Here is a 12,416-nt window from a genome sequence, read left to right as displayed (position 1 = left end):
TGGCGTCCAACGCCTAGCCTTTGGGCATCCCGGCGGGTCGTTTGTTGATGACCGGGTTGCCTTGGGAATTGTGGGTCAGGAACACCGGCAAGACCTTGGGCAGGGATGCCAGCAGGCTGGCCATGTCGCCGGTGTTGTAACTGCCGCCGAGGCGGATAGCACCCGTGGCGCTGTCCGCCAGCAGGATAGGCTGCGGCAGATAACGATTGATCAGTGGCAGCGCCTGATGCAACGGCAGGTTGTTGAGCACCAGCTTGCCACTGCGCCAGGCCAGGCTGGTGTCATTGGCATAGGTTTCGCTGATCTGCGGCTGGAAGTCGCCGGTTTTGTAGCTGGCCTGCATACCCGCATCCAGATGCGTGCCTATCCCTGATTGTGAGGCATTGCTGGTGACCTGAACCGAGCCGTCAACCAGCATCACTTTGACCTGATCCTGATACATCCAGATATTGAAGCGGGTGCCGGTCACGGTAACGCTGCCTGCCCCTGCCTTCACCACGAACGGATGCTGGTGGTCGTGGCTGACCTCAAAGAACGCTTCGCCCTTGTTGAGCGTCACGCTGCGGCGGTCCTTGTAATTGGCAAAGGTCAGTTCGGTGCCCAGGTTCAACTCCACCCGACTGCCATCGGCCAGGGTAATCAAGCGCGTCGTGTTGTTTGCCTGATAGGAGTCGTAAGCATTGGGCAGCCAGCCCTGATTCCAGCCGACATATCCCGCCGTTGGCAGCGCCAGCAGCGCCACGGCCGCCGCCGCGGCATAAGCGCGCCAGCGAGGGGAGGTGCGCAGGCGGGTGACATCGAGCATTTCTACGTTGCCCGATACCGGCGCAGGATTGACCGGGGTGATCGCCTCGGAGACATCCCAGATTTCCAGCACCGCCTCGTATTCGACGGCATGCAGCGGATGCGCGTGCAGCCATTGCTCAAACGCCCGACGTTCCTGGGCGGTGCAATCGCTGGCGTGCAGACGCATGCACCAATGCGCAGCGGCATCGGTGATGGCATCGTATTCGGCTTCGCTAAAAATGGGATCGCTCATTGGCACTCCGGTAATGCCTGCATTCTACCTCTGCGCAGGAGTCGACGAGAACAGGCATGGCGTTTGAATATCAATGTCCTACAGATTTTTCCCGTAACAGAGCACGATTCCCATTCCCGTATCGCCCCACGAAGCTATTTACTCGAACTGCCCAGCCGCCTAGGCTGCCTGCCGTCATCATTTATTGAAGGAGCATCGCATGGGCCTGAGTATCGAAACGACCTTGAACCCCACGGAACAGGAATGCCTGGCGATCCTTACGCCGCTGCGGGCCTATAATGTTTCCCAGGCCGGCGATGCGGGCGCGGAAAAGTTTGCACTGCTGGTGCGCGACGACAATGGCAATGAAGTGCTTGGCGGGCTGTCCGGCAAATTGCTTTATCGGTGGATGTTCATCGAACTGCTGGCGGTGCCGGAACAGGCGCGCGGCCAGGGACTCGGGTCGCGCTTGATGAAAATGGCCGAGGAGCTGGCGCTGGAAAAAAACTGCGTCGGGATCTGGCTCGACACCTTTGACTTTCAGGCACCGGAGTTCTACCGCCGTCTTGGTTTTACCGAGTTCGCAACACTGGCCGATTATCCGCCGGGTCATCAGCGATTCTTCTTCCAGAAGCGTCTGGACCTGGCCGGGGAGTCCGGTTTACCTGCCTGAAGATGAGCAGTAATCTCGACGTTGGTCCCTCAATCCCGCTCTTCCAATAACGACACCGGAGCTTCAGATGTCCGCACCTCGCGACAGTCTCGACCTGCATCACGTCACGTTTACCGAACTGGCAGAGGTGTTGCGCCAGATATTCCTGCGCCACGGTACTTCGCCGGAAGTTGCTCAAGTCTTGTCGCAGAACTGTGCCAGCGCCCAGCGCGATGGATCTCACAGCCACGGAATATTCCGTATCCCGGGCTATTTGTCGTCACTGGCCAGTGGCTGGGTGGACGGCAAGGCGGTGCCGGTGGTCGAAGACGTCGGCGCCGCGTTCATCCGCGTTGATGCAGCCAACGGTTTTGCCCAGCCGGCCCTGGCCGCAGCGCAGCCATTGTTGATCGAAAAAGCCCGCAGTGCGGGCATTGCGATTCTTGCGATCCGCAGCTCGCACCACTTCGCGGCGTTGTGGCCCGATGTCGAACCGTTTGCCGCGCAAGGTCTGGTGGCCTTGAGCGTGGTGAACAGCATGACCTGCGTCGTACCCCATGGCGCACAGAAACCGTTATTCGGCACCAACCCGATAGCATTTGCCGCGCCACGCGCCGGCGGTGATCCACTTGTTTTCGACCTGGCCACCAGTGCCATCGCCAATGGCGACGTGCAGATCGCGGCAAGGGAAGGGCGCCAGTTGCCCGCCGGTATGGGCGTCGATCGGGCCGGTCAGCCGACCCAGGATCCCAAGGCGATCCTCGACGGTGGCGCGCTGCTGCCATTCGGTGGCTACAAAGGCTCGGCGTTGTCGATGATGGTTGAGCTACTGGCCGCGGCCTTGACCGGGGGCAATTTTTCCTTCGAGTTCGACTGGTCGAAACATCCCGGCGCCCAGACTCCCTGGACGGGCCAGCTGTTTATCGTCATCGATCCAGACAAGGGCAGCGGGCAGCATTTCGCCGAGCGCAGTGAAGAGCTGGTCAGGCAGATGCATGGCGTCGGCCAGGAGCGTATGCCCGGCGACCGGCGTTATGCCGAACGGGCCAAATCCCTGACCCATGGCATCGCAATCTCCCGCGCTGAATGGGCGAGTCTTGAACAACTGGCAGCGGTCTAGATTGCTGGCAGCAATCTGACGGTTCGCGCCTGGGCAACATTCAGGCGCACCCACTCGTTGTTGCTCGGCATCACTTCCTCGGTCTGACGATTTTGCCCGCAAGGCATCGCCAGGGCGCTGGCGCTCAGGGCAGCGACCAACAGTGCGGCAAAAAAGGTCATTGTGGTTTTCATGAGCGATGCTCCATGGCGGTTCTTAAGCAAGCGTTCAGCTTAAAAGTCGCCACGCTTGAGCGTTAGCCGATTGCTGCCTGGTTATTGCCTGATGCTGTTGCCAGCGCGTTGCTTGGCCCTGTTTGCCTGAAACGCTGGCTTAGAGGCTGGATATCTCCGTAATACCACCCCTTTGCGCGTTCGCGATTTTTAGACATCCTGAATGCCTTGCGCAGTGCTGATCACGATTGGCTATTACCGGTCAGGAGGAGGGCGGTCGCAAGGTCATCTGTTGAAGTGACCGCTCGTCGTGCACCTGCTTGCGTTCCGCTCGCGAGGCAACTACTGTATATTCAAACAGTATCGAGAAAGGGGTTCGCCATGTCCTTGGAGCAATTTGAAAACGTCGCCGCCGATCATGCAGTCGCAATGGGCGGTATCCATGAAATGCAGCGCGAGGATTTTCTTGCCCTGGCCAGCGCATTGCGTCAATTCAATGCCTGCCAGTCGCCGGTATCGATGGTCATTGCCAACGCTCAGTATGGGGGCGAGCGCTATGCGAGCCTGGCCAGCGAATAGTCAGCGAGGAAATCCGCTGGTGGATTTCGTTGCAGGCGAACGGGATTCGGCTTGCGCATCGAAGTCGCCTCGGCGTTCCGTGTGGCTTCTTTTGCCACTTCGGATCAGCTGAAGCGCCAGCAAGGTGCCAAGAATAGAAAACACACACCAGCCCAGCAGGAAGGTCACCACTATTAGAGTCTCCGACTACTTCTGTACTTTTGCGACAAGTTGCGCATTGTACGCCGTCCTGAGAATACGTCGATCAGGTCTGTAGCGTTATATCGTCAAATAGCCTATTCCCTGCGCGCTAGACCGAGATAGTGGGACTTGACCCTCTATTAAGGCAACGACCCACGCAAATGGGGAGTATGGTAATGGATGACATTCCGCTTCAGGTAAACCCTAATGAATAACCTCGGCGCACGATTGAAAGAAGAGCGGAAGTCTCTTGGGCTTTCGCAGCAGCAGTTTGCAGCCATCGGTGGCGTAGAGGCAAACGCACAAGGAAAGTATGAAAGTGGCGAGCGAACGCCGCGTTCCGACTATCTCGCTGCACTGGGCATAAAAGGGGTGGACATCCTCTACCTGCTTTCCGGCCGACGTACACCGTTAAGCTCTGAAGCGCTTAATGATGCCGAGCGCGAGGTCATCGTTCACTACCGTAACCTGACGCTCATCGATCAGGACGCCATCGGGCAGTTGGCGCAGTCCCTTTCTGAATGCCTACCGGTCCCCGAGTAATCCCTCGCTTCAGCGGCCCATGTGTTGCCTTTTGATATACGAAACATATATGCTTCGTATATTCCATTTGAGGTGAATCATGGGTCTCGTAAAAATCTCCGAGCAGATGCATGCCAATATCCGGTCGGCCAGCGCCGCGCTGAGCCGCTCCATCAACGCTCAAGCCGAACACTGGATGCGCATAGGGATGCTGGCCGAGTTGCATCCGACGCTGGATTACAGCCAGATCTGTCAGATGCTCATTCGTGCCGAGCACTCAGGTGGCACCGTGCTTAGCGCGCAAAGCTGCGATATTTCCGATATTACCGAACACGCTAAGGTGGCCTCGCGATGAGTGGCGCAGTCAGCATCAAGACCGAAGAAGATCTGGTTCAACTGCGGATCGCCGGAAGGCTCGCTGCCGATGTGCTGGCGATGATCGGTCCGTACGTCAAGGCCGGTGTCAGCACCGAGGCACTGGATGACATCTGCAACGAGTACATTGTCAAAGAACTCAAGGTGATTCCGGCGAATGTGGGTTATCACGGTTTCACCAAGACGACCTGCATTTCGCCCAACGCAGTGGTCTGCCATGGCATTCCGTCGGCGTCGGATATCCTCAAGGACGGCGACATCATCAATATAGATGTCGCGGTCATCAAGGATGGATGGTTCGGCGATACCAGCCGGATGTATTTCGTGGGTGAAGTCAGCCCCTTGGCAAAGCGACTGGTGCAAACCACCTACGAAGCAACGCGGGCGGGTATTCATGCCGTCCGCCCAGGCGCCACCCTGGGCGACATTGGCAATGCCATCCAAACGGTCGCGCATCGTGAAGGCTTCAGCGTCGTTCGGGAGTATTGCGGTCACGGCATTGGCCGTAATTATCACGAAGACCCGCAAGTCCTCCATTACGGTGCGCAGGGCAAAGGTATGAAACTCAAGCCAGGCATGGTCTTCACCATTGAACCGATGATCAATGCCGGTAAACCGGGAACCAAGGTGCTGGCTGATGGCTGGACCGTGCTGACCCGCGATCTGTCGCTTTCAGCGCAATGGGAGCACATGGTGGCGGTGACTGACACCGGGTTTGAATTGCTGACCCCATGGCCCGAAGGTACCGGCGAATACCCCGCCATTTAAGCCCGTGTCTAGTCCTTGAGCAGGTTTGCACCCCAACGCCTTATCGAGGACAAGTCCTCTCCCACGAAGGACGGGACACCGCAAACAAAAAGACCCGGCCTGGCAACAGGTCGGGTCTTTTAACAAGCTGGGTCAGGCTTCGAGACTTTTCGCGGTGTTCACACCTGAAGAGCTGAGCTTGATAGGGTAATTGAGGTTACGTCCGGATTTGCCTGCGGCATCCACGCTGCCGTCATGAATCAAACCGTTTTGCTGGAGATACTCAAGGGTGTCGGCAACTGCGTTCTCCCCCCTGTAGTTGTCCAGGATTTCCTTGCCCAAGCCATTCGGATGAGCGTGGAGGAGTCGGGTCAGTACTTCTTTTTCAAGTGCTTTGTCGATTGTCATGCTTACCTCGCGTTGCTGGTTAATGAGCGCTGCTTGGTATTGGGACAGTGGCGATTCCATTTTGTTTAAATCTGCGTGCCCGGGAACGTTTTTTTCCAGTGAACCGCCGTCACACCTACGCCTTCGGCGTGAAGAATGGCGAGCCGGATCGGTCCTGCGGCAATATTCTCGCTGACGCTCCAGACGCCGGCGTGCAGGGTTGCGAAATGCAAGGCATCGCTCTCGCACAAATGCCATGCCTGGTGGTTGAAGTGGCGCGGCTCTCCGCGAAACTGGTAATGAATTTCGAAATCCGTTTGGTCAGTCATCAACGTTTCCGCCTGTGGATGTATTGGCTACATAATCTTAAAAAATGGGTACATCCGTTGTACTTGCCACAGTGAGCTGCCATTGCGTTCTGGATGTGGCCATTTCATTTCAAGATCGATACAGGCGTGCAAATAAACTTCAAGCGGCCATGAATCGTACTGCGGGTCAGGTCTCCAAACGTAGTTCGTTTTCAGTATCCCAGGAGGAAAAATTACACGGATTTGTACCGATTTGAGCCATCGTCCGATCAGCGGCCATAGGCCAGTTTTGTCTTCGGTACGCTTGGATGCAGGAAATTGACTTAAGCGTTTCAGCGTCTATTCGTTTGGGTTGGACGAAGATCTGCGTGGCCGTGAGTGATACAGTGCCGCTTCAAATTCAAACGAGGGCCTACACATGTCATTGCTGGATGATGAACAGGATATCTGGGATATGTTTGCCGCTTCGGCGCTGACCGGGCTGATCACTCGTGGTGCTATCGAGCCCGCCGATGCGGCTCAATTGGCTGCTGACTATGCGTCCCAGTTAATGATCCAACGGGCCTTGCGTATCCAGTCTGAAGAGGATGCGGCAGACAACGCCTGACCGGCGTTTCTGCGCAAGCAAAAGGGCCCGGCGCCTTATCGCGTCGGGCCTTTTGTGTTTTTCAGAGCAGGTTCATGCAGGGCTCAGCCGCAGCGCTTGAGGTCCACAGCGCCGACGAACTCATTGCCGTGGCCCATGACGCAGGCGACGCGCTGGTTGCGTTGCTGCTCCCAGCCCTCAACCGGGTAAGTCTTGTTCCAGGCCTGGTAAAGCTGTTGGTCCTGACGCGAGAGACGCAGGTTGTACTGTTTGCTCATGTAGAAATAAGTCCGGGCGATCATCCCGCGTATCGACGGACGTGGCATGACTTTCTTCGCTTTGAAATCCACTTGCGTCAAACAGGAGCCGTACTGCCCGGTTTTGACCGGTAGCCAGCCAAAGCTGAAGTTATTCCGGTCGCCGTTTACCTCGCCGATGCTGGGCACCAGATTGTGCAGGTCGGCTTCGGCTTGTTTGTAGATATCGTCGTTTTTTGTGCAGTTCCTGCGCCCGCCATTTTGCCAGCACTGACGCAGGTGCCCGATCTGCCACGCCGGGACAATGTGCTCCCATTCGATGCGTCTGGCGCGAGTGGCGTTCTTGCGCGGGACGTAGCCACAGCCGGCGATGTCCACTTTGTTGCCATTGTATTTGCAGCCGCAATAGAACTCGGTCGACTGGGGCGCATAAAGGCCCCAGGCGATCTTTTTGGCCTGGCTGAACGTATGGGGCGCATCGGCGTAAGCGTTGACCGGAGCAGTAAGGAACAGGGTGATACACAGCAGGGTAAACAGTCGAACCCGCATGCCGTCAGTCTTCCTTCGGCACGGTCCAGAATATTTGCACGCCGCCGTCGTCCCGCCAGGCGAGCGTAACGTTGTCGTTTTCGGCAATTTCCTCGAGCATCTGATTCCACTCGTCCTCGATTTCATCCGGCAGACGAAACACCAGGGCGGCCTTGGCTTTTTGGGCGGTGGGCGAATTGATTATTTTCTGCACCCGAACACCAAGGCGTTCGTAGGAGCTGGGAGTCGCCGGAGTTGCTGAAGATTGTTTTGCCACGAATAGAATTCCTGATTTGCTGTACGGGCATACAGTATTTCAGTGCGCGCTGTTTCGCAACTCTCTTGTAGGGTCAAGCGGGTGAAGCGGTCGGTATAGCGACTTTTCCCATGGATTATCGGCAGATTCGAACCATTGTCCGTTGAATCAATCTGATGAGTTCAGCAGGCAGGTTTGCCTCGCTGGTCGCAAATGAATCAAGGAGGGAACATGAATATCAGACTTTGGGCTTTTCCTGCGGTAATAGCAGGCTGCCTGGTGTTGGCCGGTTGTTCTTCACCGACAGTCGTCACGCTGCAGGATGGCACTCAATACATCACCAAGGACGCGCCGAAGACCAAGACCAAGGATGGTTTTTATGAGTTCGAGGATATCTCTGGAAAGATGATCAAGGTGCGCGCCGATGAAGTCGCCACGGTCAAACCGGAGGATTGAGGGGCCGCGCGTGCCCGGTTCAATCCGGACCCGGCACGCGATTGCTTTTATCGTGTCCTGGTAGGGTAAAGAGTTTGCGGTTGCGGCCGATGTAGCTGGCAGTACTCACCCACCAGGAATCAACATGTCACTCTCGATCGGATTTCCAGCGTCTTCCCTGTTGATCAACGGTCAGACCGCCGCGGCAGCCACTACAGCCTCGAAAACCCTGATCGCACAGACCGCTACTCAAGCGGCTGCCGAAGATAAAGAGGGCGATAAGAAGGACGATGTCAACGTCGACATGAACGAAATTGGGGCTTCCGGCAGCAGCTCCGAGGGCCTCAGCGTAACCACCGCCAATCTGCTCAAGCGTCTGGCCGAGTTGCAGCAGCAACTGGAGAAAATCCAGCAGCAGATGCAGGCCGCCGAGAACGCCAGCTATCCGACACCTGAAGCCAAGACCACCGCTGTGATGGGCTTTCAGAGCCAGGTATCGTCCATCACCGGTGCTATTCAGCAGGTTTCTGCTCAGTTGATGAAGGAAATGTCCAAGTCTGGCGGCGTCAACACCACCGCATAAAACCGCTACGCTGTTTTCCTGCGTTATCCCGGCCGCTGCGTTTTGAGCGGCCGTTTTCAGGGTTGACAAAATTTAGGCCGGTTCTCATAGTTCGTTTCTCGCAAACGTTTGCGCAGTGATGCATCCATTACTTCGTAACCTTGCCCGACACAATAATCATAAGATCGGAGTGAACCCATGAAGCTGCCCTTTGCTGGACGTCTCCTCGCTGTTGCAATGCTGACCGCCGTTACCGCTGTCATGCCCCTCACTGCTCAAATTGCCCAGGCCGCTGATAAACCAAAAGTCGCTTTGGTGATGAAGTCCCTCGCCAATGAATTCTTCCTGACCATGGAAGACGGCGCCAAGGCCTATCAGAAAGAACACGCCAGTGACTTTGACCTGATTTCCAACGGCATCAAGGACGAGTCGGACACGGCCAGTCAGATCCGTATTGTCGAGCAGATGATCAGTTCCAAGGTCAATGCGCTGGTCATTGCTCCCGCCGACTCCAAGGCGCTTGTCGCGGTGATCAAGAAGGCGCAGGACGCCGGGATCACCGTCGTCAACATCGATAATCAACTTGACCCCGATGTGCTGAAAAGCAAAGGCATCACTGTGCCGTTTGTGGGGCCTGACAACCGCAAGGGCTCACGCCTGGTGGGTGAATACCTGGCCAGGCAACTGACCGCTGGCGATGAGGTCGGCATCATCGAAGGTGTGTCGACCACCACCAACGCCCAGCAGCGCACTGCAGGCTTCAAGGACGCGATGGACGCCGCGCAGATGAAGGTGGTATCCACGCAGTCCGGCAACTGGGAAATCGGCGGGGGCAATAAGATTGCCGCAGCGATGCTCACTGAATATCCGAATCTGAAAGCCTTGCTGGCAGGTAACGACAGCATGGCGCTGGGCGCGGTTGCGGCCGTTCGTGCCGCAGGCAAGGCGGGCAAGGTCCAGGTGGTGGGTTATGACAACATCAATGCCATCAAGCCCATGCTCAAGGATGGCCGCGTGCTGGCTACTGCCGATCAGTTTGCCGCCAAACAGGCTGTCTTCGGCATCGAGACTGCTCTGAAGATGCTCAAAGGTGAGAAAGTCGACAGCGCCAACGGCGTGATCGAAACACCGGTCGAACTGGTCACCAAGCCGTAATCCTTGCCGAACAACTGCATCTGCCCAACCCGGGCAGGTGCATGGAGAGCTTTATGTCGGCGTCCCCTCAAGCCGCTGTTCTATCCGTTACCGGCATCGGTAAAACCTATGCTCAACCTGTGTTGGGCGACATTGACCTGACGCTGATGCGCGGCGAAGTGCTGGCCCTGACCGGTGAAAATGGCGCGGGTAAAAGTACCCTGTCAAAAATCATCGGCGGCCTGGAAACCCCTACCACCGGGACGATGCAGTTTCAGGGGCAGCCTTATCAGCCACTGAGTCGCACCCAGGCTGAAAAACTCGGTATTCGCATGGTGATGCAGGAGCTGAACCTGCTGCCAACCCTGTCCGTGGCCGAGAATCTGTTTCTGGATAACCTGCCGCGCCGTGCGGGCTGGATCAATCGCAAACGCCTGCGCGAAGACGCACTCAAGGCCATGGCACAGGTTGGCCTCGAAGCCATTGATCCGGATACGCTGGTCAGTGAGCTGGGCATCGGTCATCAGCAAATGGTGGAGATCGCGCGCAATCTGATTGGCGACTGCCATGTGCTGATTCTCGATGAGCCGACCGCCATGCTCACCGCCCGGGAAGTCGAGATGTTGTTCGAGCAGATCACTCGCTTGCAGGCGCGGGGCGTGTCGATCATCTACATCTCCCATCGTCTGGAGGAGTTGGCCAGGGTCGCGCAGCGCATCGCCGTGCTGCGCGACGGCAAGCTGGTCTGTGTCGAGCCGATATCAAGTTACAACAGCGAACAGCTGGTGACCTTGATGGTGGGGCGCGAGCTGGGCGAGCAGATTGATCTGGGCCCGCGACAGATTGGCGAAGTCGCGCTGAAGGTCAATGGCCTGAGCCGTGCTGGCAAGGTGCAGGACGTTTCATTCGAGGTGCGCAGCGGCGAGATTTTTGGTATCTCCGGACTGATTGGCGCCGGTCGTACCGAGCTATTGCGCCTGATCTACGGCGCCGATCCGGCCGACAGCGGCAGCATTGAGCTGGGCAATCCGCTGCGCGCCGTTACGGTTCGCTCGCCGGTCGATGCGGTCCGGCAAGGCATCGCGCTGATTACCGAAGACCGCAAAGGCGAGGGGCTGCTGCTTTCGCAATCCATCAGCGCCAATATCGCGCTGGGCAACATGGGTGCGATTTCACGGGGCGGGCTGGTCAACGGGCGTGACGAAATGGCGCTCGCCCAACGCCAGATCGACGCCATGCGAATCCGCAGTTCAAGCCCGACCCAACTGGTCTCGCAACTGTCGGGCGGCAACCAGCAAAAGGTGGTTATCGGCCGTTGGCTGGAGCGCGATTGCAGCGTGATGCTGTTTGACGAGCCGACCCGGGGCATTGATGTCGGCGCCAAATTCGATATTTACGCCCTGCTGGGCGAACTGACCCGACAGGGCAGGGCGCTGGTGGTGGTGTCCAGCGACTTGCGCGAGCTGATGCTGATCTGTGACCGCATCGGCGTGTTGTCTGCCGGACGTTTGATCGACACCTTCGAGCGCGAGTCCTGGACTCAGGATGAACTGCTTGCCGCCGCCTTTGCCGGTTACCAGAAACGTGACGCGCTGCTCACTGAAGCCGCGCCCAGGAATGACTCATGAAAACCTCCACCTCCCAGGCGTTGCCGTCGCCGGGCAAGCGCAGCGGTAACTTTTTCGGCCTGGGTACTTACCTGGGTCTGGCTGGCGCTTTGCTGGCAATGATTGCCTTGTTTTCCCTGCTCAGTGATCACTTTCTGTCGTATGAGACCTTCAGCACGATCGCCAACCAGATTCCGGACCTGATGGTGTTGGCGGTCGGCATGACGTTCGTGTTGATCATCGGCGGCATCGACTTGTCGGTGGGCTCGGTGCTGGCACTGGCTGCATCGGCAGTCAGCGTGGCGATATTGGGCTGGGGCTGGAGTGTATTTCCGGCGGCCTTGCTCGGCATGGCGTGCGCAACGCTGGCGGGTACGATCACCGGCTCGATCACAGTCGCCTGGCGCATCCCGTCCTTTATCGTATCGCTGGGCGTGCTGGAGATGGCGCGGGGCGTTGCGTATCAGATGACCAATTCGCGCACGGCGTACATCGGCGATTCCTTCGCGTGGCTGTCCAACCCCTTTGCATTTGGCATTTCGCCATCGTTCATCATTGCCTTGCTGGTGATCTTCATCGCTCAGGCGGTACTGACCCGTACTGTGTTTGGCCGGTACCTGATCGGCATCGGCACCAACGAAGAGGCGGTGCGTCTGGCGGGGATCAATCCCAAGCCGTACAAGATTCTGGTGTTTTCCCTGATGGGCCTGTTGGCCGGGGTCGCGGCGCTGTTCCAGATCTCCCGGCTTGAAGCGGCTGATCCCAACGCCGGTTCCGGCCTGGAATTGCAAGTCATCGCGGCGGTAGTGATTGGCGGCACCAGCCTCATGGGTGGTCGAGGTTCGGTGATCAGCACCTTCTTCGGAGTGCTGATCATTTCGGTGCTGGCGGCTGGCCTGGCTCAGATCGGCGCGACCGAACCCACCAAGCGCATCATTACCGGTGCGGTGATCGTGGTTGCAGTGGTGCTGGACACCTATCGCAGCAACCGCGCCCGGCGGCAGAGCTGAC

General features: G+C 57.7%; 18 protein-coding genes. 12 read left to right on the top strand and 6 right to left on the bottom strand.

The features are described 5' to 3' along the window. Positions 1-13 precede the first annotated feature (13 nt). Positions 14-1,039: a FecR family protein gene (locus tag CFII64_RS07210; protein WP_020290129.1), complete on the bottom strand. Its 1,026-nt coding sequence runs from the start codon at positions 1,037-1,039 to the stop codon at positions 14-16. A 199-nt stretch (positions 1,040-1,238) separates the two neighbouring features. Between CFII64_RS07210 and CFII64_RS07205 the strand changes: the two genes are divergently transcribed. Together CFII64_RS07205 and CFII64_RS07200 are read left to right on the top strand one after the other, a co-directional pair. Beyond that, the gene (locus CFII64_RS07205) at positions 1,239-1,691 is read left to right on the top strand and encodes an N-acetyltransferase (protein WP_020290128.1); all 453 of its coding nucleotides are present in this window, start codon (positions 1,239-1,241) and stop codon (positions 1,689-1,691) included. Between the two features lie 67 nt (positions 1,692-1,758). After that, a complete protein-coding gene (locus CFII64_RS07200; protein WP_020290127.1) occupies positions 1,759-2,790 on the top strand; it encodes an Ldh family oxidoreductase in 1,032 nt (343 codons plus the stop codon). Here the strand turns inward: CFII64_RS07200 and CFII64_RS29730 are convergent. Then, complete coding sequence (locus CFII64_RS29730) at positions 2,787-2,963, bottom strand: hypothetical protein (RefSeq protein ID WP_020290126.1); 177 nt, start codon at positions 2,961-2,963, stop codon at positions 2,787-2,789. The two genes, CFII64_RS07200 and CFII64_RS29730, sit on opposite strands and share 4 nt — an antisense overlap. Before the next feature lie 360 nt (positions 2,964-3,323). Here CFII64_RS29730 and CFII64_RS07195 point away from each other — a divergent pair, with 360 nt between their 5' ends. The 4 genes from CFII64_RS07195 to map all read left to right on the top strand — a co-directional run bounded on the left by CFII64_RS07195 (position 3,324) and on the right by map (position 5,366). After that, entirely contained in the window at positions 3,324-3,521 is a 198-nt protein-coding gene (locus CFII64_RS07195; RefSeq protein WP_020290125.1) for a hypothetical protein, read from the top strand. 387 nt (positions 3,522-3,908) lie between these two features. Further along, complete coding sequence (locus CFII64_RS07190) at positions 3,909-4,244, top strand: helix-turn-helix domain-containing protein (protein WP_020290123.1); 336 nt, start codon at positions 3,909-3,911, stop codon at positions 4,242-4,244. 79 nt (positions 4,245-4,323) lie between these two features. Continuing rightward, entirely contained in the window at positions 4,324-4,578 is a 255-nt protein-coding gene (locus tag CFII64_RS07185; protein WP_020290122.1) for a ParD-like family protein, read from the top strand. Next, a complete protein-coding gene (gene map / locus CFII64_RS07180; RefSeq protein ID WP_020290121.1) occupies positions 4,575-5,366 on the top strand; it encodes a type I methionyl aminopeptidase in 792 nt (263 codons plus the stop codon). Before CFII64_RS07185 ends, map begins: the two co-directional genes overlap by 4 nt. Positions 5,367-5,498: 132 nt before the next feature. Here the strand turns inward: map and CFII64_RS07175 are convergent, their stop codons facing one another. Together CFII64_RS07175 and CFII64_RS07170 are read right to left on the bottom strand one after the other, a co-directional pair. Then, positions 5,499-5,753 (bottom strand): hypothetical protein, encoded by a 255-nt coding sequence (locus CFII64_RS07175; protein WP_044901231.1) that lies wholly within the window; start codon positions 5,751-5,753, stop codon positions 5,499-5,501. A gap of 65 nt (positions 5,754-5,818) precedes the next feature. After that, a complete protein-coding gene (locus CFII64_RS07170; protein WP_020290119.1) occupies positions 5,819-6,061 on the bottom strand; it encodes a DUF6555 family protein in 243 nt (80 codons plus the stop codon). Positions 6,062-6,458: 397 nt separating this feature from the next. Between CFII64_RS07170 and CFII64_RS07165 the strand changes: the two genes are divergently transcribed. Next, a complete protein-coding gene (locus tag CFII64_RS07165; protein WP_020290118.1) occupies positions 6,459-6,647 on the top strand; it encodes a hypothetical protein in 189 nt (62 codons plus the stop codon). 83 nt (positions 6,648-6,730) lie between these two features. Here CFII64_RS07165 and CFII64_RS07160 read toward each other — a convergent pair whose 3' ends face one another. Together CFII64_RS07160 and CFII64_RS07155 are read right to left on the bottom strand one after the other, a co-directional pair. Beyond that, positions 6,731-7,432 carry an endonuclease gene (locus tag CFII64_RS07160; RefSeq protein WP_020290117.1) on the bottom strand — a complete coding sequence of 234 codons (702 nt, stop codon included), beginning with the start codon at positions 7,430-7,432 and terminating at the stop codon, positions 6,731-6,733. Between the two features lie 4 nt (positions 7,433-7,436). Further along, on the bottom strand, positions 7,437-7,688 hold the full coding sequence (locus CFII64_RS07155; RefSeq protein WP_044901228.1) for a DUF1654 domain-containing protein: 252 nt from the start codon (positions 7,686-7,688) through the stop codon (positions 7,437-7,439). 210 nt (positions 7,689-7,898) lie between these two features. On the opposite strand from CFII64_RS07155, the gene CFII64_RS07150 reads away from it, so the two are divergent. The 5 genes from CFII64_RS07150 to CFII64_RS07130 all read left to right on the top strand — a co-directional run bounded on the left by CFII64_RS07150 (position 7,899) and on the right by CFII64_RS07130 (position 12,415). After that, positions 7,899-8,123, top strand: a complete 225-nt coding sequence (locus CFII64_RS07150; RefSeq protein WP_020290115.1) for a YgdI/YgdR family lipoprotein — start codon at positions 7,899-7,901, stop codon at positions 8,121-8,123. A 124-nt stretch (positions 8,124-8,247) separates the two neighbouring features. After that, positions 8,248-8,685, top strand: coding sequence for a hypothetical protein (locus CFII64_RS07145; RefSeq protein WP_020290114.1), 438 nt, complete (start codon positions 8,248-8,250; stop codon positions 8,683-8,685). A 177-nt stretch (positions 8,686-8,862) separates the two neighbouring features. Continuing rightward, positions 8,863-9,819 carry a sugar ABC transporter substrate-binding protein gene (locus CFII64_RS07140; RefSeq protein ID WP_020290113.1) on the top strand — a complete coding sequence of 319 codons (957 nt, stop codon included), beginning with the start codon at positions 8,863-8,865 and terminating at the stop codon, positions 9,817-9,819. 53 nt (positions 9,820-9,872) lie between these two features. After that, positions 9,873-11,426 carry a sugar ABC transporter ATP-binding protein gene (locus CFII64_RS07135; protein ID WP_020290112.1) on the top strand — a complete coding sequence of 518 codons (1,554 nt, stop codon included), beginning with the start codon at positions 9,873-9,875 and terminating at the stop codon, positions 11,424-11,426. After that, complete coding sequence (locus tag CFII64_RS07130) at positions 11,423-12,415, top strand: ABC transporter permease (RefSeq protein ID WP_020290111.1); 993 nt, start codon at positions 11,423-11,425, stop codon at positions 12,413-12,415. The genes CFII64_RS07135 and CFII64_RS07130 overlap by 4 nt, the downstream gene beginning before the upstream one ends. Position 12,416 lies beyond the last annotated feature (1 nt).

Origin of the sequence: Pseudomonas sp. CFII64 (assembly GCF_000416235.1) — a bacterium.
Classification (GTDB): Bacteria; Pseudomonadota; Gammaproteobacteria; order Pseudomonadales; family Pseudomonadaceae; genus Aquipseudomonas.
This window is presented reverse-complemented; position numbering and strand designations above follow the sequence as displayed.

Bases quoted from the DNA above. Each gene is read 5' to 3' on its own strand.
- CFII64_RS07210 (WP_020290129.1), bottom strand. From the start codon at position 1,039: ATGAGCGATCCCATTTTTAGCGAAGCCGAATACGATGCCATCACCGAT.
- CFII64_RS07205 (WP_020290128.1), top strand. From the start codon at position 1,239: ATGGGCCTGAGTATCGAAACGACCTTGAACCCCACGGAACAGGAATGC.
- CFII64_RS07200 (WP_020290127.1), top strand. From the start codon at position 1,759: ATGTCCGCACCTCGCGACAGTCTCGACCTGCATCACGTCACGTTTACC.
- CFII64_RS29730 (WP_020290126.1), bottom strand. From the start codon at position 2,963: ATGAAAACCACAATGACCTTTTTTGCCGCACTGTTGGTCGCTGCCCTG.
- CFII64_RS07195 (WP_020290125.1), top strand. From the start codon at position 3,324: ATGTCCTTGGAGCAATTTGAAAACGTCGCCGCCGATCATGCAGTCGCA.
- CFII64_RS07190 (WP_020290123.1), top strand. From the start codon at position 3,909: ATGAATAACCTCGGCGCACGATTGAAAGAAGAGCGGAAGTCTCTTGGG.
- CFII64_RS07185 (WP_020290122.1), top strand. From the start codon at position 4,324: ATGGGTCTCGTAAAAATCTCCGAGCAGATGCATGCCAATATCCGGTCG.
- map (WP_020290121.1), top strand. From the start codon at position 4,575: ATGAGTGGCGCAGTCAGCATCAAGACCGAAGAAGATCTGGTTCAACTG.
- CFII64_RS07175 (WP_044901231.1), bottom strand. From the start codon at position 5,753: ATGACAATCGACAAAGCACTTGAAAAAGAAGTACTGACCCGACTCCTC.
- CFII64_RS07170 (WP_020290119.1), bottom strand. From the start codon at position 6,061: ATGACTGACCAAACGGATTTCGAAATTCATTACCAGTTTCGCGGAGAG.
- CFII64_RS07165 (WP_020290118.1), top strand. From the start codon at position 6,459: ATGTCATTGCTGGATGATGAACAGGATATCTGGGATATGTTTGCCGCT.
- CFII64_RS07160 (WP_020290117.1), bottom strand. From the start codon at position 7,432: ATGCGGGTTCGACTGTTTACCCTGCTGTGTATCACCCTGTTCCTTACT.
- CFII64_RS07150 (WP_020290115.1), top strand. From the start codon at position 7,899: ATGAATATCAGACTTTGGGCTTTTCCTGCGGTAATAGCAGGCTGCCTG.
- CFII64_RS07145 (WP_020290114.1), top strand. From the start codon at position 8,248: ATGTCACTCTCGATCGGATTTCCAGCGTCTTCCCTGTTGATCAACGGT.
- CFII64_RS07140 (WP_020290113.1), top strand. From the start codon at position 8,863: ATGAAGCTGCCCTTTGCTGGACGTCTCCTCGCTGTTGCAATGCTGACC.
- CFII64_RS07135 (WP_020290112.1), top strand. From the start codon at position 9,873: ATGTCGGCGTCCCCTCAAGCCGCTGTTCTATCCGTTACCGGCATCGGT.
- CFII64_RS07130 (WP_020290111.1), top strand. From the start codon at position 11,423: ATGAAAACCTCCACCTCCCAGGCGTTGCCGTCGCCGGGCAAGCGCAGC.